Below are 18740 nucleotides of genomic sequence, written 5' to 3'. Positions count from 1 at the left end.
CCAAGAAAAAAAGGTTATGGCAGCACCGCAATCCGCCCATCCTTGGCTGCGTTGTCCATCCAGCGTGCGGCGTCTTCGTCGAGCATCAGGCCGTCCGCCTGCAGACGCTGCACCGCGCTTTTCACTTTCGCCAGGTAGGCCTCGCGGCTGGGGTACCGTTCGGCGATCGGGAGCCGCGGGTCGCGCTTGGCGGCGGCCTCGGTGGCGGTCGCCGAGAAGGGCAGGTAGCTGCCGTCGAGGCCGCACAACTGGCCCGGCGCGAAACCGGTCTTTCGCCGGTTCCAGCCGGTGTAGGTGGCCAGCGGCACGGCGACGTCGGGCAGGCGGATGCCGGCCACGTCGTTGCCGTCAGCGTCGGTCTTGGGAACGAGCACCGTGTATGCGCGCGTGGCGTCGGGCCTTGCGGGCATCGCGCTGTCATCGTTCACCGTAAGAAGGTTGGGCGTCGGCAGCGTCACGCCGAGCGGCGACAGATCGGGAAACCGCATCGACGCGGCAGTCGCCGGAACCAACGTGCCGTCGCGCACGGTCGGATGGCGGCTGGCCGGTGGGGCCTTGCCGTCGCGTGACCACTCGACCATGCGGGTCAGCAGTGCGCGGTACACCGGCTGCTGCTGCGCCGGGTTGATGGGCGTCTCGCAGATGGGGGAGGTGGGGTTGCGCGCGGTGACGTGCTGCGTCGACGACATGAGGTACACGCGCACGTCGTCTGGCAGCGCGATGTCGCGGCCGGCGCCATCGGTGACGACCAGTGCGGCGCGGCCTTGCCAGTACTCGAGGCCGCTGTCGAGCTGAAAGACCTTGGGGCAGGTCCGGTCGACAGCGCAGCGCGCAAGCAGGCCGCCCTGCCGGCCGCTCAGCGGATCGGTCGTGGTCGCGTAGCTGAACGGAAACTGATCGCCGTAGAAGAAGTGGTCCTCATGCTGGCGGGAGTAGCGGCCGGGCTGCGCCCAGCGCACGTTGGTGTAGGTCTTGCGCGAACCGGCGATGGTCGCGACCATGCCGTCGAACACGCGCTGTCCGCGCGGCCCCGCGTTGAATCCCTGCCACACCCAGTCGCGCAGGAAGCGTCCCGATTGCGAGATGCCGATCGCCACCGTGACCCTGGGCTTCAGGTCGGCCAGCGGGCTTGGCTGGCCGTTCGCATCGGGCAGGCCAGTCTTCAGGTGCGACACGACGTCGCGCAGCGACGCCATGCCCAGGCCCATCGGGCGCGGGTCGCGTGCCGTGTACCTGAACTGGTAGATGGCACCGGCATCGAAGCCGGCGGGGCGTTCGAATTCGATCGCGTTCGCATCCTTGTAGCGCCAATGCGCGGCACCGATCGCGGTGGGCGCAGCTTCGGGCCGCGCCCGCACGCTCAGCTCGCCCATGGCCGGATCGAGCGAGGCGGCCGGGTAGCTCAAAGGCAAGGTGCCGCGCGGGCCGGGCGCATCGAACACGATCTCTTCGAACGCGGCGCCGGTGATCGGTTGCCCGCCTTGCATGGCTGTTGGCAGCACCATGCCGACGGTCTTGCCGGTGGCGTCCGCCGGGATGTCGCCCTGCCAGCCGACCCACAGCAGGGTATGGCCCTGGCGCATCAGCCAGCCCGTGCCGGCTTCTTCGGCGCGGTCGGTCTGGAGGCCGCCGCCGTTGACGATCTCGAGCATCAGCTTGCGGCCGCGGTTCGCGACTTCGACCACCCACGTTCCCGACGACCTGGCGCTGTCGCGCGGCCGCAGGATGACGACGTCGGCCTTGTAGCGGACCTTGCCGTCGGCCGATGCCGCCGCTCCCGCGTCGACGATGCCGCGGTTGGCCGGATGCGCCGGATCGAGCGCCACCTGGGCTTGCGCCACCACGCGCTCGTAGGGGCCGGCATTGCCGAAAGCGGTGCCTCCAAAGGCCGGTTGGCGCTCGCGCACGAGAAGCTGCTCGACCACCGCGGGCGCGGCGCCCGAAGCGGGCATCTGCGCACAGCCGGAAAGGCCGGCAAGCAGTGCCGCCGCCATGATCGCGATTCGCCAGCGCAGGGCTTGCACCGGGGCTACCAGTTTGCTCATTGTTTGTCTCCGTGTTTCCGTGTCTCCGGAATTGCCGGCGTCGCAGGCTCGCCGGCACGGCATCATCATCATCATCTGGCGACGCCACCTTCAATACTCGTCGAGGAGGCAGGCCGTGGTCAACCTGAATCAATTCGACCTCAGCTAGCTCCAGTACCGGCACCGAGCCGCCCGAAGGCTTCCGACAGGCAATCGACGAACACCCTGATGCGCGATGAGAGCTGGTGCCGCTGCGCATAGACCGCGTAGATGTCGGCGCTGGGCGTTCGGTACTGCGGCAGCACCTGCACCAGGCGGCCGCTGGCCAGATAGCGCTCGATGTCCCACTCGGCGCGCATCACGATGCCGTGTCCATCGAGTGCCCAGCGCACCGCGATCTCTCCGTCGTTGGTGGTGAGCGCGCCGCGCACCTTGACGGCCTCGGTGTGTTCCTTGCGGCCCTTTCCGCTCGACAGCCGCCAGACGCCGTAGGCATCGTTGCCTTGGCGAATGCCGATGCAGTCGTGGCGTGCCAGGTCGCTGGGCACCACCGGCATGCCGCGCTGGGACAGGTACTTGGGCGAGGCGCACAGCAGCCGCCGGTTCGGCGCCAGGCGCTTCGCGATCACCCTGGCGTCCGGCGGCTCGCCAAAGCGCACGCACACGTCGAAGGCATCGTCTGTGAGCGGCGGCGGATCGGCCGACAACTGCAGCTGCACCTCGACGTCGGGGCAGAGGCGGCTGTAGCGCGAGATCACCGGCGCCACGTGCATGCGGCCGAAGCCCAGGGTCGCATTCACGCGCAGCAGGCCTTTCGGAGATCCCCGGCCTTTGGCCAGCAGCTGGTCGAGGTCGTCGAGCTCCCCGAGGATGCGCCGCGCATGTTCCAGGAACACCTCGCCCTCGGGAGTGAGGCTCATGCGGCGCGTGGTGCGGTTGACCAGCGGCATGCGAAGCCGCTGCTCCATCTGCGACAGGCGCTTGCTTACCGCCGGCGTGGACACACCCAGGTTGCGCGCCGCGGCGCTCAGGCTGCCGCCGGTGGCAATCTGCACGAAGAAGCCCAGTTCGGAGGGCTGGATGCCGTGGCTCATGATCGAAAAGATTGTTGACCTGAGGTTAATGATGGATTCACTTTACCCCTGCGATCCGATCGGGTGCAACCGACAGAATCGGCCCTACCCAATCACAGGACGCAGCCGCAAATGAAGACGTACAAGATCGCAACCATCCCCGGAGACGGCATCGGCAAGGAAGTGGTGCCCGCCGGCCAGCAGGTGCTGGAAGCCCTGGCCGCGGCCGGCAGTGGCTTCAAGTTCGAGTTCGAGAACTTCGATTGGGGCGGCGACTACTTCCGCAAGCACGGCGTGATGATGCCCAACGACGGCCTCGACGCGCTGCGCGGCAAGGACGCGATCCTGTTCGGCTCGGCGGGCGATCCGCATATTCCCGACCACATCACGCTGTGGGGCTTGCGCCTGAAGATCTGCCAGGGCTTCGACCAGTACGCCAATGTGCGCCCGACACGCATCCTGCCCGGCATCGACGGTCCGCTGAAACGCTGCGGACCGGACGATCTCAACTGGGTGATCGTGCGCGAGAACTCCGAAGGCGAGTACGCCGGAGTCGGCGGCCGCGTGCACCAGGGCCATCCGATCGAAGCCGCGACGGACGTATCGATGATGACGCGCGCTGGCGTGGAACGCATCATGCGCTTCGCCTTCCGGCTGGCGCAGTCACGCCCCCGCAAGCTCCTGACCGTCATCACCAAGAGCAACGCGCAGCGCCATGCCATGGTGATGTGGGACGAGATCGCGCTGCAGATCTCCAAGGAGTTTCCCGACGTCACCTGGGACAAGGAACTGGTCGACGCATCGACCGCGCGGATGATCAACCGCCCGGCGTCGCTCGACACCATCGTCGCCACCAACCTGCATGCGGACATCCTCAGCGACCTGGCCGCCGCGCTTGCGGGCAGCCTGGGCATCGCGCCGACCGGCAACATCGATCCCGAGCGCCGCTACCCCTCGATGTTCGAGCCGATTCACGGTTCTGCCTTCGACATCATGGGCAAGGGCCTGGCCAACCCGGTGGGCACCTTCTGGTCGGTCGTGATGCTGCTGGAGCATCTGGGCGAGGCCGAGGCCGCCCAGCGCGTCATGAAGGCCGTCGAGGCCGTGACGGCCGACCCTGCGCTCCATACGCGGGACCTCGGCGGCACCGCCACCACCGCACAGGTCACGCAGGCCGTGTGCACGCAGCTCGCATCGGCCGAGCGGCAGCGGCAGGCCGCATAGAGCTCAGCAGCAGCGGATACGCATCGAACCACGAGAAGAACGGCGCAGCCCGTCAACCTGGAGACAAGACATGTTGAACCAACGATTCGCCATCGGGCGCCGAGCCCTGGCGGGAGCCGCCATGGCCGCTCTCGGATTTTCCATCGCGCCCTGGGCCGCGGCGCAAGAGCCGTGGCCGGCCAAGCCGATCAGCCTGGTGGTGCCGTTCCCTTCGGGTGGCACGACCGACGTGCTGGCCCGCGCGCTCGCCGATGCGTTGTCCAAGAGCCTCGGCCAACCTGTGATCGTGGAAAGCAAGCCGGGCGCCGGTGCCACGCTCGGCGCCGATTACGTTGCCAAGGCCAAGCCGGATGGATACACGCTGCTGATGGGGGCGGTGCACCACACCATCGCCACCAGCGTCTATAAAAAACTTCCGTACGACTTCCAGAAAGACCTGGCGCCCATCACCACGGTGGCGATGGTGCCGAACGTGCTGGTGGTCAACGCTTCGCTCACGCCGGCCAAGTCGGTTGCCGAGCTGGTTGCGCTTGCCAAGTCATCGCCCAAGGAGCTGGCCTACGGCTCCAATGGCAACGGTACGGCGCAGCATCTCATCGGCACCCAGTTCCAGGCCAGCACCGGCGTCAACCTGCTGCACGTGCCGTACAAGGGCAGCGGTCCGCTCACCACCGACCTGCTCGGCGGTCAGGTGGCGATGTCCTTCGACACCATCACACCCGTTCTGCAGCACATCAAGGGTGGCAAGCTGCGCGCGCTGGCCGTCACCACGGCCAAGCGCTCCGCCGTGCTGCCCGATGTGCCGACCCTCGAAGAAGCCGGGCTCAAGGGCTTCGACATCGGCACCTGGTTTGGCGTGCTGGCACCGGCGGGGACGCCGAAGGACATCGTGGCGAAGCTGAACGCCGAGATGGTCAAGATCATCAAGTCGCCCGAATTCGGCGAGAGGATGCGCGCGATTGGCGCCGACCCCATCGGCGACAGCTCGGCCGACATGGCGGCCCGCATCCGTGAAGAGACCGTGAAGTTCGCCAGGCTCGTGAAGGAGGGCAAGGTCACGATCGAGTAAGCGGGAGGCCGCCCGGCGGCAGCTTGTCTGTCAGTGTGCGTGGGCTTCCGAAGCCTTCGGCTCCGGAACATTCACCGAGACCGTTTCGCTGCCGAGGATCTTGTGGCCGGGATCGGCAAGCTCGATCAGCATCTTGTGCAAGCCAGGCTTCAATCCGACGACGATGATCGGATCGCCGCTGGTGTGGGCCCAGGTGCCGGGCCGGTCATCGACCGTGACGTGCAGGTGGCCGACACGCGGCGATACATCAACGGCGGCCTTGCCGAACACCGGGATGATGCGCAGGTTCTCGGTCCGGTACTGCACGATGACGACTCCGCGTGCCAGCGGTTCGGCCAGCGGCGGATACACGACGAGCCTTGGCGGAGGTTCCGACGCGACCGGAATGACAGCCGGCGGACGGCCGATGTCTGCGGCCTGTGCCCAGGCTGCGGCACAGAATACGGCGCTCGCGGCGGCGATGGCAAGGGGTCTGAAGAGGGAGGGCATGATGATTCCTGGTCATGCGGCCGGTTCGCCGCGATGCCGGATCTTCAGGGGAATGCAATCCCTTGGAAGCACTCGACGTATGCTTCTGTATCGGCGAGCGAAGCCAACACAGTACGCTTCACTTCGCTTCGCGATGTGGTGGCAATGCCGCAGATGCAGTTGCCCCGCGCGGTGTAGATTTGCCAGGCCGATCGCATCCATCTGGAACGCAGGCAAACACATTGGACACGGCGACGTCTTCGAGATTGGCGCTCTTCCGCCGCCCTGAAACCGAGAGCCGAGACTCATCACATCAGCCGCTGCCCCCGTGCGAATCGCATCGAGGTTTTCACCTGCTTGGGCGCATCGCTCATCTTCGCGATTTCGGCAGCACCGTCCTCCGTAATGCGCTTCACCGTCGCTATGCGCGATGCAGCGTAGGGGCCGGTCGGATGGAGGGGTGCGATGTCGGCCTCTATCAGGCCCGTGGCCACAAGCACCGAGACATGGCGGATCTCTTCCGGCTGGACGACCCGTACGGGCAGCGGGGTGTGCTGCAGTCTCATCAAGAACAAGAGCGGCATTCGATCCTCCCATTGCCGGCACTTGACGGGGTCAAGAAAGCCGGCCCTTTCTGGTTTTTTGAATGTAGTCTTAAGTACCTCCTGTTTGCATCTAGCCACTCGACATAGAGCGACGGTACTGTCAAGAGCATCGGCCCTTATTGATGAGTTGATTCGCCGCCTCGTTGGGGAGACGGGAGTTCCAGGGGACAAAATAGCCGGGGCGCTCGAGGAGGTGCACTCCCTCTCGCGACAGCGCCCTCGACTTGACTGAATCTTGGAGTTCTTGTGTACATATCAAAGCACCATGTGCTGCCCGACCTCGCCGAAGCCCAGGCGCTGATGGACGCCCATCCCCTTGGCGCGTGGGTTGCGCCCAGCAGCGAAGGACTGGTCGCCAACCATGTTCCCTTTCTGCTGGACAGGTCTCGCGGCAAGTTCGGAACGCTTCTTGGCCATGTCTCGCGCGCCAATCCCGTATGGAGGCAGCTTCCCGATTCGGATCAGTCGGTGGTCATGTTCCAAGGCCCTCAGTCGTACATCACGCCTGGCTGGTATCCGGGCAAGCAGGCGCATGGGAAGGTGGTTCCCACCTGGAACTACGCAGTCGCCCATGCGCACGGTGTCGCCCGGGCCATCACCGATGAAGCGTGGCTGCGCGACCTGCTGGTTCGCCTCACGGCTGTCCATGAGTCCAAACAGCAATCGCCTTGGAAGGTGACGGACGCACCAGCAGAATTCATCGACAAGCTCGTGCGTGCCGTGGTGGGCATAGAAATTCCGATCGACCGCCTGGTTGGCAAGCTCAAGGCGAGCCAGGACGAAGACCTGCAAGACAGGCAAGGGACCGTCGCCGGACTTGCGGCAGAGGGGACCGAGAACGCTGCGGCAATGTCCGCGCTTGTCGGGCGCGCCTTGGCCGGACGTGAAGACGTCTGACCAAGGGGGACACCAATGCTCGGGCACCACTTCGGCTCACGGTATTCGGTTATGCGAACGGCTACAGTCGGGACAAGAGTGCACGAATCCTATGCAAGCACTTGAAGTTCGATGCAATGGCCTGCCCGTTGTGATTGCGGGGGCAGCAGACGCGCTTCTTATTTCGTTGCATCTAAGCATCTTGGTCGATGGCGAGCATCCTGCAATGCTACGCATCGGAGGCATGCGAGACCTTGGGAGCGAACGCCAATCCCATGTGCAATGGATCGAAGAAATGAGCCTGGCTGAAGGCGACGAGCTGTGCGTGAAGCTTGTGAGCATTCATGAAGCGGACTCGCCATTGGCAGATATCGCTGCTGATTCCGAAGAGCACCTTGCTGCGCAGGCTGAATACGAGATGCAACTGACGTCGAATCCCCCTCAGCCGACGAAGCTGGAGCGCAAACGCCCAGATGCGTCACTTCAACTGACTGTCGGCAAAGGATCGCCCATTGCCGCCAACTTCGGGGTCGACGGTGAGCTCCTTTTACTGGGTGCGACCTGGACCAACTGGCATCCCGAACGCTTGCGCCTTGCTCTCTTGAGCTGCTCCTGCCAACAGGCCATTGCGAGGCAGGGTGGCAAGGATTGGTTCAAAGGCCATTTGAGACACGGCGAGGTTTTTGTTGTTCGCATCGGCGGATAGCGCCATTGCCGAAGTGTGGACTCATGCAAACTTCAAGCCCTTCAAGCCCTTCAAGCCCTTCAAGCCTGGACAGCGAACCCAAGTCCACAGGTGTCGTGTTCGTTTTCGAAGCCCACTACGATGAAGAAGGCGCTGCTCGGGCGGAGCGATTGTTTTATGCCCGCTCCTTGATTGAGCTTGGTCGGTTGTCGACCTTTGGGCCTCCGGCGTTTCTTGCAGCTGTAGTCGCATTTGCAGTCCTCCTTGGCGCCCAAAGATGGTTCACCATCTTTTTTTCCGTGTTCTTGGTCCTTTCGGTAGTCAGCCCGGTCATCTTTTACTTCGCGCGCCCGGCAAGTGCCAGGCGCTTGGCGCGCAAATATCCGGTTCGGCAAGTTGCACTGACTCCTGCAGGAGTTGAAATCACCTTCGGCGATGCCAGGGCGGCCATTCCTTGGGAACGAATCAAGCATGTCTGGCAGGCGGGGGACTACAAGTACCTTCTCCTGAGCCGCTACGCAGCGATTGGTCTTCCAGACCGCAGCCTCCCGGAAGGTGCCCACGCATTCATACTCGCCTGCGCGGCAAGGCCGCCTGACGACGCCAGCCACCGGTAATCTTCGGAGGCTTTGGCTGTGCCGAAGGTTGCAGTTGGCAGAATCGGGCAGCCTCACACTTCATCCACACCTATGCTGCGCTTCATTCTCGTGTTCGCGTCGAGCCTTGCCACGGTGATGGGGGCGCCTGCTCACGCGGCAGAAACGAAGCCTGTCGAAACCGCCGCCGAGGCGGCGAGGCCGGTGACCACGTACGCGCGCCTGACCTCCTTCAAGGAAGAGTCCGACGGCAAGCTTTACGTCCGGCTGAAGTTGATTCCAAGGGCCAAGATCCCGTTCACGGTTCAGGCATTCAGGGTGAGGGACCGCACGCTGCTCGCGGGCATCGCCGAAGGCGCGTGGGTGAGGTTCACCGCGAAGCACATCGATGGTGAGAACACGTTGACGTCCATCCACGTCGCCCCCGAGTGCAAGCGCTTTCAGGAATGCGACTGATGCGCTGATCGGACGGCGCGGCGCAGAAGCATCTGAAGCGCGCCGTGCGCTTCCGGCTGACGCGGGCATCGGCGCAAGCCTACGTCGAAAACCAAAGTCTTCACATTCAATGGCGCCGACGTCGAAAGGGGATTGAGGCGTGCCGTGCGTCTCACCGTCGGCGGACCAGGAGACAGCCATGCGCACTGACGACGACAAGAAGAATGACCAGGCAAGCCCCATCGCTCACGACGGCGGCATCGATCCCCAGCAAGGCCTGACAGGCACCACCCGACGATCGCTCTTGCGGAGCGCGGTGCTGTTCGCGATGTTCTCGGGCGGCGGCATCGGGCTGACCGCCTGCGGCGGGGGTGGGGGCGGTCACGGAGGAGGGGGCTTCGGTGGAGGCTTCGGGGGCGGCAGGCCGCCAGACGGTTCGAGCTCGGTGTTCAAGCATGGCATCGCCAGCGGCGATCCGTTGTCCGACCGCGTGATCATCTGGACGCGCGTGACGGCGCCCGCACCGGGCACCATCAACGTCGACTGGGAAGTGGCGAGCGACGAAGGCTTCGGCATCATCGTTGCGCGCGGCACCACGAGCACGGGCCCCGAGCGCGACTACACGGTCAAGGTGGACGTCGTCGGCCTGCAGGCTGCCAGCACCTATTTCTATCGCTTTGCCATGGGCAACGAGAACTCGCCCGTCGGCCGCACCAAGACGCTGCCGGTGGGCGGCGTGTCGCAGGCCAAGCTGGCGGTGGTGTCGTGCTCCAACTTCCCGAGCGGCTACTTCAACGTCTATGCCGAGATCGCCAAGCGCACCGACATCGACGTGGTGCTGCACCTGGGCGACTACATCTACGAATTCGGGCGGGTAGGCTATGCCTCGCAGCTCGCCATTGCCATCGACCGCGAGTCGGTCCCCGACCACGAGATCCTGACGCTCACGGACTACCGCCTGCGCCACGCGCAGTACCGCACCGACAACAACCTTCGTGCCCTGCATGCGCGGCTGCCCATGATTGCCGTGTGGGACGACCACGACGTAGCCGACAACGCGTGGTTGGGCGGCGCCGAGAACCACGACGAGTCGACCGAAGGCAGCTTTGCCGTTAGGCGCGCGGCTGCCGTGCAGGCCTACCATGAGTGGCTGCCGACGCGGCTGCCCGACCCCGCCAACCCGCTGCGGAACTACCGCTCGTTCGACATCGGCACGCTGGCATCGGTGCACATGCTCGACACCCGCCTCATCGGCCGCGACAAGCAGGTCACGCTCAGCCAATACCTGGCCGGCGAGGCCTCCGCGCCCACGCGGCAGCTGCTGGGCCAGCCGCAGGTGGACTGGCTGTCCGGACGCATCGCCGCATCGCCCTGCACCTGGCAGGTGCTCGGCCAGCAGGTGCTCATGATGCGCATGCACATTCCCCTGAGCATTGCGACCGACTTCAGCCTCGAGAAGCTGACCGAGTACCTCGCGGCGCTGGCGCTGCCGGAGTCCGCGCGCAATGAAACCCAGCGCGCCCTGGTCGCGCAGCAGAAGGTGCCCTACAACCTCGATGCGTGGGACGGCTACCCGGCCGCGCGCGACGCCGTGCTTGCCATGGCGCGCAGCCAGGGCAAGAACCTGATCTCGCTGGCGGGCGACACGCACAACGCCTGGGCCGGGAACCTCACCGATCCCTCGGGCCAGCGGGTGGGGGTGGAATTCGGTACCTCCTCGGTGTCCTCCCCCGGCTTCGAGCGGGCCGTGCCGCTGATCGCCAACGACCTGCTGTCCGATGCCTTCAAGCGCATGGTCGACGACCTGCGCTACGCCGAGACCAGCAAGCGCGGCTATGCCGTGCTGACCCTGACCACGGCCGAAGCGCGCTGCGAATACATCGAGGTCAGCACGGTCTTCAGCCGCGACTATTCGGTGCGGCTGGCCGCCACGCTGCGCGTGCTGCCGGGTGTCGGCAACCTGCAGGTGCTTGCGGCCTGAGCTTTTGACGGCGCACCGGCGAACAGCTCCGATTCAGGCAACGGCTATCGGGATGCCCATAGGAAGATCTGGCGCCGGTGAGCTCAGGCAAGCGGCAGTTCGATGCAGCCGGCGAGCGCGATCTGCGGCACATGTTCGAGGCGCGCGCTGCTCGCAATGACGATGGCATGGCCGGGGCGTGCGGCGAGCGACCCGATGGTTTTCCAGAGGCAGCCGATGGAGCGTGCGTCGAGCGCGCCCTCGGGCTCGTCCAGCAGCACCAGCGGCCGGCCCGAGGCCAGCGCGGCGGCCAGCCACACCTTGCGCTTCGATCCGGTCGAGAGCATGTACATCGGCTTCTCGATGTGCGGCTGAAGTGAAAAGCCCTCGACCAGCGTTTGCCAGAGTGCCGCGTCGAAGCCGCCGTCGCCCTCGCTCAACAGAGCCGTGCAGGCACGCGCGGTGATCGGGTCGAACGCATCCGTGGCCGGATCGCAGAAGAACACGTTGCGCTTGTAGGCTTCGGGCTCCGCGTCGAGGCGCGCGCCCGCCAGCGTCAGCCTTCCGGAAGCGGGCAGCGTGCCCGCGATCACGCGCAACAGGGTCGATTTTCCGGTGCCTGTGTCGCCGTAGAGCAGCGTGACGCCTTCGCCCACCGAGGCGCACCAGCCGGACGCCAGCGCGGGCTGCTCCGGATAGGCAAAGCCTACGTCGTCGAGTTGGAGGATGGGGAGCCGGGTCGGGGAATTCATGTGCGGTAAGCCTTCGCCGGATTCTGCCTGGGCCGAGGAGTACCCTCCGGCAGGCGAAACAATGTAGGGCCGCCGTAACAGGTGTGCGAATGGCCAGCCATCTCCAAAAGGCGGCCACCGATACGGCATACTCCCACCCCCCAATTCGCCAAAACCCCCCGCTGCATGGACAAGGAAGTCGATCCCCCCGTACTCGCCGTCATCGACGAGATGCGCCTGTCAGGACCGAGGCTCACGCCGGTCGAAATCGTCGCCAAGATGGGCGTGTTCGACGCGCGCGAAAAGCCGTTCGACCAAGCCTGGCTGGCAACCGGCGACAACGTCATTGCCACCATCTGGGCGGAATACGTGAGCGTGGGTGCCGGGGGACGCTGGTTCTGCCTCGAGTCGCTGGACACGCATCATCGGCCGGACGGCGCCGAACGCACGCCCTTTCAGATCCAGCGCGCCAAGGACCGCCTGGCGCTGCTCAAGCGGACCTTCGATGCAGGCCAGGGCTTTCGCGCCGTTGTGCAGACGAACCGTGTGCCCATCGCCGAACTCGAGAGCAACAAGGGCGCCAAGGTGTCGACACGGGTGCGCGACGAGAGCGAATGGCATGTCGCGATCTGGGAGCCGGCCCAAAAGCTCGCGGTGCTGATTCGCGGCCCGCGGGGATGGATACCCGACGAAGCCGAAATCAAGGCCTCCAGGGCCCGAGGCAGCGTTCCCGACACCGCGGCCGAGGGCCAGGCAGCATCCGGCCAGGTCTCGCGCGAAGACGTGCAAGTCGCCGCGCTGGCCTACGTGATGCGCCACTTCAAGGGCTACGGCTACAACGCCGAGGACTTGAGCAGCCAAGGCCTCGGCTACGACACCGAGGTGTCGAACGCCAAGGGGGCAACGCTTCTCCGGGTGGTGGTGAAGGGCACCGCCACGGGCCTGCCCGCGTTCCAGCTCTCGAGCGAAGAACGCGCCTGCTCCGCACGCGAACCGCTCTGGCGCCTGCTGGTGGTCTCCGACGCACTTGGCCCCACGGCGCAGCACAAGATCTACAAGGCCTCCGAGATGGCGCAGGCGCCGGGGTTCGATACGGTGGGGTAGCCAGCGGGCAGCCGCCTGCGCCCGGCGGCACGGACTCACCGTGCGATCCGTGCCGCCCCGCAAAACCTTCTGTCACGCAAGAGAAAATCCGGAACAAGCCGGGGCTGCGTGCAAGTAGCGGCGGCGGCTGACATCGTCCCCCTTGCATTCGGGAACGCTCGGCCCAAAATGGGCGCATGGAAGCTGCACGCTTCCATTCTTCTTCGCTGTTCATTCATTTCCTTCCGAGGAGACTGTCTTGACGATGAAGATCGCGCAGATTGCCCCCTTGTACGAAGCCGTGCCGCCACGGTTTTATGGCGGCACCGAACGGGTTGTCGCCCACCTGGCCAACGCGCTGGTCGACCAGGGCCACGAGGTCACGCTGTTCGCCTCCGCGGACACGCAGACCCGGGCCCAGCTGGCGCCCACGCGGGCGCAGGCCCTGCGCCTGGACCCCGCGCCCCTGAAGTCCGACCTGGCCAGCCACCTGAACATGCTGCACGAGGTGCGGCGACGAGCGGACGAATTCGACGTGCTGCATTTCCATGTCGATCTGCTGCACTTCCCCTTCTTCGAGGACATGGCCGCCCGTACCCTCACCACGCTCCATGGCCGCCTCGACATCGCCGACCTGCCCGGTGCCTACATGCGCTGGAAGCAATACCCGCTGGTTTCGATCTCGCGGCACCAGCGCAAGCCGCTGCCCTTTGCCAACTGGTTCGCCAACATTTCGCACGGGCTCGACGAGACGCCCTATGCCTTCCAGCCGAACCCTGGCAGCTACCTGGCCTTCCTCGGGCGCATCTCCCCCGAAAAGCGGCCCGACCGCGCCATCGAGATCGCGACGAGGGCCGGCATGCCGCTCAGGATCGCGGCCAAGGTCGATGCGGTCGATGCGCGCTATTTCGCGCAGGAGATCCGGCCGCTGCTCGACAACCCGCTGGTCGAGTTCATCGGCGAAATCGGCGATGAAGACAAGGCCGCGTTTCTCGGCGGTGCGCGGGCGCTGCTCTTTCCGATCGACTGGCCCGAACCCTTCGGCCTCGTGATGATCGAGGCCATGGCCTGCGGAACGCCGGTGATCGGATGGCGCTGCGGCTCGGTGCCCGAAGTGATCGAGCACGGCGTGAGCGGCCTCATCGTCGAAGACGTAGCCCAGGCCGTCGAAGCGGTGCATGCCGCAGGTGGGCTCGACCGCGGCCGCGTGCGGCAGGTGTTCGAACGGCGGTTCTCGGCGCATACGATGGCCAGTGCCTATGTCGAGCTGTACGCACGCCTCATCGGCGGCAGCGTGCTTCCGCCGCAGAGCGAACTCTACCCCGAGGCGGCGTGAGCATGAGCCAGGAAGTGCCTGCAACCGAACAGGCCGAGCCGGCGACCGAACGCGCGGTGCAGCATGCCTTCGTGCTCAAGGAGGGGGACACCTACTTCGTGATGGATGCGCATGGCGACGTGGACGGGGGCGTGGATGGACTCTTTCACCATGACACGCGCATGCTCTCGACCTTCGTGCTGCGCTTGAACGGCGCGCGGCCGTCGCTGCTGTCCAGCGGCGTCAGCCAGGACAACGTGTTCTTCACCGCAAACCTCACCAACCGTCCGCTGCCGGTGCTCGGCTCCACATCGATGCCGCAGGGCGTGATCCATCTCGAGCGCAAGCGCTTTCTCTGGGGCGCGCGGCTGTTCGAGCGGCTGCGGCTCGTGAACTACAGCGACCAGCCCGCAGAGGCGCCGCTCGCGCTGCAGTTCGGCGCCGACTTCCGCGACATGTTCGAGGTGCGCGGCCAGCAGCGCGCGCGGCGCGGCGAGTTCGATGCGCCGGTAGTCGGCGCGCAGGCCGTGGAGCTGCGCTACGAGGGGCTCGACACGGTGCTGCGGCGGGCCTGCATCGGCTTCTCGCAGGTGCCGCAGCATCTCGACGCCGGCACCGCCAACTTCAGAGTGCCGCTCGCGGCGCACGGCGAGTGGACGCTCTACGTCGAAGTGGGCACCGAGCCCGCGCGGCCCGGCCCCGAACGGTTCAGGGAGGCCGGCGTGCTCGCGCGATGGCGCATGCGCGCGCGGCAGCGGCGCGGTTCGCGGCTGGAGAGTTCGGGCCGCCTGTTTCAGGCGTGGCTCGACCGCTCGCGCGCCGACCTCGCGTTGCTCACCACCGACCTGCCCACCGGTCCCTATCCGTACGCGGGCATTCCGTGGTTCTCGACGCCCTTCGGCCGCGATGCCATCGTGACGGCTTTCCAGACCCTGTGGATCGACCCCAGGCTGGCGCAGGGCGTGCTCGAGTTTCTTGCTGCGCGGCAGTCGCGCCAGACCTCGAGCTTCCGAGACGCGGAGCCCGGAAAAATCATGCATGAGACCCGCAAGGGCGAGATGGCCGCGGTCGACGAGCTGCCCTTCGGGCAGTACTACGGCGGGGTCGACACCACGCCGCTCTTCGTGGCACTGGCGGGCGCCTATGCGCAGCGCACCGCAGACCACGCCACCATCGACCGGATCTGGCCCGCGCTGCTCGCAGCCTGCGAGTGGATGGAGCGGAACATGGCGCGCCACCCCGACGGCCTGCTCGCCTACCAGCGCGGCGCAGCCAGCGGGCTCGTCAACCAGGGCTGGAAGGACAGCCACGACTCCATCTTTCACATCGACGGCCGCACGCCCGAAGGGCCGATCGCACTCGTCGAGGTGCAAGGCTATGTGTATGCGGCCTTTCTTGCGATGGCGGCGATTGCCGAGTGGCGCGTCGACCCCGGTGCCGGGCACTGGCGCCAGCGTGCGGCCGGCATGCGCGCCGCGGTCGAGAATCGCTTCTGGCTCGACGACCTGCAGTTCTATGCGCTGGCCATCGACGGCCGCAACCAGCCCTGCCGCGTGCGCGCCTCCAACGCGGGACATCTGCTGTTCACCGGCCTGCCGATCGTCGAACGGGCCATGGCCGTGGGCCGCCAGTTGCTATCGCCGGCCTTCGCGTCGGGGTGGGGCATCCGCACCTTGCCCGTCGAGGCGGTGCGCTTCAACCCGATGTCGTACCACAACGGATCGGTATGGCCGCACGACGCCGCGTTGTGCGCGGCCGGCATGGCGCGCTATGGCGAACGCGAAGGCGTGGTGCGCATTCTGGACAACCTGTTCGAGTCCGCCGCGCACTTCGGCATGCGCCTGCCCGAACTGTTTTGCGGCTTCGACCGCCAGCCCGGCCAATCGCCGATCGCGTATCCCGTGGCCTGCCTGCCGCAGGCCTGGGCGGCGGGCTCGGCATTCATGCTGCTGCAAGCCTGCCTCGGCCTGCAGGTCGACGGCATCCGGCGCCAGGTGACCATCGTGCACCCGAGGCTGCCGGCCGACATCGACCAGCTGCACGTGCGGCAGCTGCGGGTCGGCGACGCCCGGGTGGACCTGCATTTCCAGCGGCTGGAAGAGCGCATCGTGGTGGTCGCGCGATCCGTGCCGGGCGACTCGCGGGTGGAGGTGAACCTGAAGCTCTAGGCGGGGCGGCGGCATCGACATCGGGGGATCTACTGCGCCTTGGCGTAAGTCATCCCGTCGGTCCAGATGTCCGTCATCTTGTTCAGCAGATCCTTCGGGATGCGCTGGTCACTGGCCGCCCGCCCCAGCGTCTTGTGCATTCCCTCGGCGATTCGCGAGAGTACGAGTCCGGGCTTTGCGACCCCGCAGACCTTGCTGCCGAACAGGAGCAACTCTTCGGTCGTCGGGTACGCTTTCGTATGGCCCTTGCCGGCGAAGAGCTTCAGCGCCAGTGTGCGGTCCTCGAGCTCGGGTCCGCCTTCATAGCGCCTGTACCGGTAGATCGCGGTGGTCACCACGTCGAACATCGGCGCCAGGCGGCAGTCAGCCGTCGAGGTGTAGAGCAAGCCGTAGTTCTTGAGGTGGCCATCGCCGTTGCGCACCATGATGCTGAACGCCACCTGCTCGAAGAAGCGCTCGAGATTCTCACTGGGCAGTTGGAGATACCGCATCAGCTCGGCGATGCGCTGGTAGCTGCCGTGGTACTTCCGATCGGATTGGATGTCGCGCACCCGAAGGTTCATCAGCGCCGCGATGTCCTCGAAACCGATCCGAGACCCGGCCGCCGAAATGTCGAACCGGTCGACAAGGAGCAGTTGCCCGTCGTCCGAGAGGTCGAACGTGGGCGTCTCGATGCCGGCGTGGCCGGCCGCTGTCAGGCACATGAACTCGTTGGCCGACAAGCCCGGATAGGACGCTGCGGCGGCCTTCACGATGATCGTGGGCACTGGAACGCTGACCCGATCCGGCACCATGATCTTCGGCTGCATACCTGCAATGCCGGCACCTGTGCTGAGGTACGCCTGCACGAGGTCGTCGAACACCTCGGGCGTATAGCGGGTTGCGAGCAAGGTCTTGCGGTCGATGGTCCGAGGCGCCGCAAGCCGCTCTGTTCCCGGCAGCCGGAAGCCCAGCCGACCGATGCCGTTCGACCCCACCACCGCGAGCAGGTGCATCTGGGTGAGCTGCTGCTTGGGGAACATCGCCCGCAGACGAAGGTACAGGTCACCCTCGGGCAGGTTCTGATCCATGACGGCGAAGAGATCGCCGTCCTGATACGTCGGTTGCGTCGGCGGCATGAGCAGCGCGACCGAGGGCTGCTCCGCGCGGCTGTCGAGATAGCGGAACTCGTAGACCGAGTGCTTGAGCAGTTGGCCGGCCGGCTCGCCGGCGATCTCGACGTCGAGCTGCTTGATCTTTTCAGGAAGCATCGTCGTCTTCCTGTCCAAAGCGTTCTGCGACCTCCTCAAGCGTCGGCATGCCCAGGCGCTCCAGGCGGATCGTCAGGTCCATGGCGCGCAAGATGTCGAAAAGCGAGGCGAGGGTGATGTCTTCCCCTCGTTCCAGACGATAGAGAACGTTGCGCGCGCGGCCTGCCCGCGAGGCGATGTCGGTCGCCTTCAGACGGCCTTCCTTTCGCGCACGTTGGATGGCTTGACCCAGCTCGATCGGGAGTCGGATTTTGTCCTTCATGCGCCACATTTTGACGTCAAGAGGGAAAAATGTCCATTAACAAGAACACTTTAGACTCCCCCGCCGGCTTTCGGAGAGCTTTCAAAAGGCAAAGCCTCAGGCCCTGCGCCTGAACAGAGCCGACGCGCCGCTGGCGTGCGCGACATCTTCCGCCGTGGCGAGAAGGGCGGGCCCGAGTTCGAGCATGCGCTCTTCCGTCAGGCGCACCAACGGCCCGGCGATGGTGATGACGCCGATCACCGCGCCGTGGCCGCCGCGCACGGGGGCGGCCATGGCGGTCATGCCGGGCGCGAAGACCTCGTTGATCATCGCGAAGCCGCGCTTGCGCGCCGCGCGCAGGTAGGCGAGCAGCGCCTTGACGCTGGTGGGTGCCTTCGGGCCGAAGTCTTCGGGCTTGCCGAAACCCTGCCTGGCGACGAGCTGCAGCGCCTGCTCGTCGGTCATGGTCGACAGCCACGCATGGCCCGCGGAGCTGCACGACAGGTTCACCGAGAGGCCCATGTCCGGGTCGTAGCGCAGGCCACGCATCGCGCCCTGCGCCTTGGCGACGAAGGTGAGCTCGTCGCCGTCGACCACCGCGAGCCGCACCAGTTCGCCCGCTTCGGCCGCGAGACGGTCGAGCAGCGGCTGCGCCACGTCCACGATGCCGCTGTTGCTCAGGAAGCTCAGGCCGAGGGACACGAGCTTGATCGTCAGCATGTAGTCGCCGTGGCTCTGGTCCTGGCGAACGTAGCCGCAGCGGATCAGCTCGCTCAGCAGGCGATGGGTGGCGCTCAGGGGCATGTCGAGCTCGGCCGAGAGCGCGGAGAGGGCGCGGCCCTCCGGGTGGCCGGCGAGGTGCTCAAGCACCTTGAAGCTGCGTTCGAGTATGGCGGTCATGTCGTTCGAAGGGGTGGGCAGGCGCCACTCTAGCGTT

At 66.0% G+C, this 18740-nt stretch carries 18 protein-coding genes; 10 read left to right on the top strand and 8 right to left on the bottom strand.

Annotation, left to right across the window (positions count from 1 at the left end; translation table 11 throughout):
• Positions 1-14: 14 nt before the first annotated feature.
• The gene (locus tag ACJ7Z0_RS00380; RefSeq protein WP_434788153.1) at positions 15-2045 is read right to left on the bottom strand and encodes an alpha/beta hydrolase domain-containing protein; all 2031 of its coding nucleotides are present in this window, start codon (positions 2043-2045) and stop codon (positions 15-17) included.
• A gap of 140 nt (positions 2046-2185) precedes the next feature.
• Positions 2186-3118 (bottom strand): LysR family transcriptional regulator, encoded by a 933-nt coding sequence (locus ACJ7Z0_RS00375; RefSeq protein ID WP_431121924.1) that lies wholly within the window; start codon positions 3116-3118, stop codon positions 2186-2188.
• 111 nt (positions 3119-3229) lie between these two features.
• Between ACJ7Z0_RS00375 and ACJ7Z0_RS00370 the strand changes: the two genes are divergently transcribed.
• Positions 3230-4321 (top strand): tartrate dehydrogenase, encoded by a 1092-nt coding sequence (locus ACJ7Z0_RS00370; RefSeq protein ID WP_434788152.1) that lies wholly within the window; start codon positions 3230-3232, stop codon positions 4319-4321.
• 70 nt (positions 4322-4391) lie between these two features.
• Positions 4392-5390, top strand: a complete 999-nt coding sequence (locus ACJ7Z0_RS00365; protein WP_434788151.1) for a Bug family tripartite tricarboxylate transporter substrate binding protein — start codon at positions 4392-4394, stop codon at positions 5388-5390.
• Positions 5391-5420: 30 nt separating this feature from the next.
• Here ACJ7Z0_RS00365 and ACJ7Z0_RS00360 read toward each other — a convergent pair whose 3' ends face one another.
• Both ACJ7Z0_RS00360 and ACJ7Z0_RS00355 read right to left on the bottom strand, forming a co-directional pair.
• Positions 5421-5879, bottom strand: a complete 459-nt coding sequence (locus tag ACJ7Z0_RS00360; protein WP_434788150.1) for a DUF6130 family protein — start codon at positions 5877-5879, stop codon at positions 5421-5423.
• A 287-nt stretch (positions 5880-6166) separates the two neighbouring features.
• The gene (locus ACJ7Z0_RS00355) at positions 6167-6442 is read right to left on the bottom strand and encodes a hypothetical protein (protein ID WP_434788149.1); all 276 of its coding nucleotides are present in this window, start codon (positions 6440-6442) and stop codon (positions 6167-6169) included.
• 267 nt (positions 6443-6709) lie between these two features.
• Between ACJ7Z0_RS00355 and ACJ7Z0_RS00350 the strand changes: the two genes are divergently transcribed.
• The 5 genes from ACJ7Z0_RS00350 to ACJ7Z0_RS00330 all read left to right on the top strand — a co-directional run bounded on the left by ACJ7Z0_RS00350 (position 6710) and on the right by ACJ7Z0_RS00330 (position 11036).
• On the top strand, positions 6710-7360 hold the full coding sequence (locus tag ACJ7Z0_RS00350; RefSeq protein ID WP_434788148.1) for an FMN-binding negative transcriptional regulator: 651 nt from the start codon (positions 6710-6712) through the stop codon (positions 7358-7360).
• Positions 7361-7451: 91 nt separating this feature from the next.
• Positions 7452-8045, top strand: a complete 594-nt coding sequence (locus tag ACJ7Z0_RS00345; RefSeq protein ID WP_434788147.1) for a hypothetical protein — start codon at positions 7452-7454, stop codon at positions 8043-8045.
• A 23-nt stretch (positions 8046-8068) separates the two neighbouring features.
• Positions 8069-8641: a YcxB family protein gene (locus ACJ7Z0_RS00340; RefSeq protein ID WP_434788146.1), complete on the top strand. Its 573-nt coding sequence runs from the start codon at positions 8069-8071 to the stop codon at positions 8639-8641.
• A 72-nt stretch (positions 8642-8713) separates the two neighbouring features.
• Positions 8714-9076: a hypothetical protein gene (locus ACJ7Z0_RS00335; RefSeq protein WP_434788145.1), complete on the top strand. Its 363-nt coding sequence runs from the start codon at positions 8714-8716 to the stop codon at positions 9074-9076.
• 178 nt (positions 9077-9254) lie between these two features.
• The gene (locus ACJ7Z0_RS00330) at positions 9255-11036 is read left to right on the top strand and encodes an alkaline phosphatase D family protein (RefSeq protein WP_434788144.1); all 1782 of its coding nucleotides are present in this window, start codon (positions 9255-9257) and stop codon (positions 11034-11036) included.
• 83 nt (positions 11037-11119) lie between these two features.
• On the opposite strand, the gene ACJ7Z0_RS00325 is transcribed toward ACJ7Z0_RS00330, so the two are convergent.
• Positions 11120-11767 carry an ABC transporter ATP-binding protein gene (locus ACJ7Z0_RS00325; RefSeq protein WP_434788143.1) on the bottom strand — a complete coding sequence of 216 codons (648 nt, stop codon included), beginning with the start codon at positions 11765-11767 and terminating at the stop codon, positions 11120-11122.
• A 165-nt stretch (positions 11768-11932) separates the two neighbouring features.
• Between ACJ7Z0_RS00325 and ACJ7Z0_RS00320 the strand changes: the two genes are divergently transcribed.
• The 3 genes from ACJ7Z0_RS00320 (at position 11933) to ACJ7Z0_RS00310 (ending at position 16312) form a co-directional block, all read left to right on the top strand.
• Complete coding sequence (locus ACJ7Z0_RS00320; RefSeq protein WP_434788142.1) at positions 11933-12850, top strand: protein NO VEIN domain-containing protein; 918 nt, start codon at positions 11933-11935, stop codon at positions 12848-12850.
• A 244-nt stretch (positions 12851-13094) separates the two neighbouring features.
• Positions 13095-14165 (top strand): glycosyltransferase family 4 protein, encoded by a 1071-nt coding sequence (locus ACJ7Z0_RS00315; protein WP_434788744.1) that lies wholly within the window; start codon positions 13095-13097, stop codon positions 14163-14165.
• Between the two features lie 2 nt (positions 14166-14167).
• Complete coding sequence (locus tag ACJ7Z0_RS00310; protein WP_434788141.1) at positions 14168-16312, top strand: amylo-alpha-1,6-glucosidase; 2145 nt, start codon at positions 14168-14170, stop codon at positions 16310-16312.
• Positions 16313-16341: 29 nt separating this feature from the next.
• On the opposite strand, the gene ACJ7Z0_RS00305 is transcribed toward ACJ7Z0_RS00310, so the two are convergent.
• From ACJ7Z0_RS00305 to ACJ7Z0_RS00295, 3 genes are all read right to left on the bottom strand, one after another.
• Positions 16342-17562, bottom strand: a complete 1221-nt coding sequence (locus ACJ7Z0_RS00305; RefSeq protein ID WP_434788140.1) for a type II toxin-antitoxin system HipA family toxin — start codon at positions 17560-17562, stop codon at positions 16342-16344.
• Positions 17552-17824 (bottom strand): helix-turn-helix domain-containing protein, encoded by a 273-nt coding sequence (locus tag ACJ7Z0_RS00300; protein WP_434788139.1) that lies wholly within the window; start codon positions 17822-17824, stop codon positions 17552-17554. Before ACJ7Z0_RS00300 ends, ACJ7Z0_RS00305 begins: the two co-directional genes overlap by 11 nt.
• A 96-nt stretch (positions 17825-17920) precedes the next feature.
• Complete coding sequence (locus tag ACJ7Z0_RS00295; RefSeq protein WP_434788138.1) at positions 17921-18703, bottom strand: IclR family transcriptional regulator; 783 nt, start codon at positions 18701-18703, stop codon at positions 17921-17923.
• Positions 18704-18740: the final 37 nt, after the last annotated feature.

The organism is Variovorax palleresanus (genome assembly GCF_051144945.1).
Taxonomy (GTDB): domain Bacteria; phylum Pseudomonadota; class Gammaproteobacteria; order Burkholderiales; family Burkholderiaceae_C; genus Variovorax; species Variovorax paradoxus_S.
Note: the sequence above shows the minus strand (reverse complement) of the source record. Positions and strands in the feature narration are given on the sequence as shown.

What these genes read in the sequence shown, in the direction of transcription:
- ACJ7Z0_RS00380 (WP_434788153.1), bottom strand. Translation starts at nt 2,045, where the DNA reads ATGAGCAAACTGGTAGCCCCGGTGCAAGCCCTGCGCTGGCGAATCGCG.
- ACJ7Z0_RS00375 (WP_431121924.1), bottom strand. Translation starts at nt 3,118, where the DNA reads ATGAGCCACGGCATCCAGCCCTCCGAACTGGGCTTCTTCGTGCAGATT.
- ACJ7Z0_RS00370 (WP_434788152.1), top strand. Translation starts at nt 3,230, where the DNA reads ATGAAGACGTACAAGATCGCAACCATCCCCGGAGACGGCATCGGCAAG.
- ACJ7Z0_RS00365 (WP_434788151.1), top strand. Translation starts at nt 4,392, where the DNA reads ATGTTGAACCAACGATTCGCCATCGGGCGCCGAGCCCTGGCGGGAGCC.
- ACJ7Z0_RS00360 (WP_434788150.1), bottom strand. Translation starts at nt 5,879, where the DNA reads ATGCCCTCCCTCTTCAGACCCCTTGCCATCGCCGCCGCGAGCGCCGTA.
- ACJ7Z0_RS00355 (WP_434788149.1), bottom strand. Translation starts at nt 6,442, where the DNA reads ATGCCGCTCTTGTTCTTGATGAGACTGCAGCACACCCCGCTGCCCGTA.
- ACJ7Z0_RS00345 (WP_434788147.1), top strand. Translation starts at nt 7,452, where the DNA reads ATGCAAGCACTTGAAGTTCGATGCAATGGCCTGCCCGTTGTGATTGCG.
- ACJ7Z0_RS00340 (WP_434788146.1), top strand. Translation starts at nt 8,069, where the DNA reads ATGCAAACTTCAAGCCCTTCAAGCCCTTCAAGCCCTTCAAGCCTGGAC.
- ACJ7Z0_RS00335 (WP_434788145.1), top strand. Translation starts at nt 8,714, where the DNA reads ATGCTGCGCTTCATTCTCGTGTTCGCGTCGAGCCTTGCCACGGTGATG.
- ACJ7Z0_RS00330 (WP_434788144.1), top strand. Translation starts at nt 9,255, where the DNA reads ATGCGCACTGACGACGACAAGAAGAATGACCAGGCAAGCCCCATCGCT.
- ACJ7Z0_RS00325 (WP_434788143.1), bottom strand. Translation starts at nt 11,767, where the DNA reads ATGAATTCCCCGACCCGGCTCCCCATCCTCCAACTCGACGACGTAGGC.
- ACJ7Z0_RS00320 (WP_434788142.1), top strand. Translation starts at nt 11,933, where the DNA reads ATGGACAAGGAAGTCGATCCCCCCGTACTCGCCGTCATCGACGAGATG.
- ACJ7Z0_RS00315 (WP_434788744.1), top strand. Translation starts at nt 13,095, where the DNA reads ATGAAGATCGCGCAGATTGCCCCCTTGTACGAAGCCGTGCCGCCACGG.
- ACJ7Z0_RS00310 (WP_434788141.1), top strand. Translation starts at nt 14,168, where the DNA reads ATGAGCCAGGAAGTGCCTGCAACCGAACAGGCCGAGCCGGCGACCGAA.
- ACJ7Z0_RS00305 (WP_434788140.1), bottom strand. Translation starts at nt 17,562, where the DNA reads ATGCTTCCTGAAAAGATCAAGCAGCTCGACGTCGAGATCGCCGGCGAG.
- ACJ7Z0_RS00300 (WP_434788139.1), bottom strand. Translation starts at nt 17,824, where the DNA reads ATGAAGGACAAAATCCGACTCCCGATCGAGCTGGGTCAAGCCATCCAA.
- ACJ7Z0_RS00295 (WP_434788138.1), bottom strand. Translation starts at nt 18,703, where the DNA reads ATGACCGCCATACTCGAACGCAGCTTCAAGGTGCTTGAGCACCTCGCC.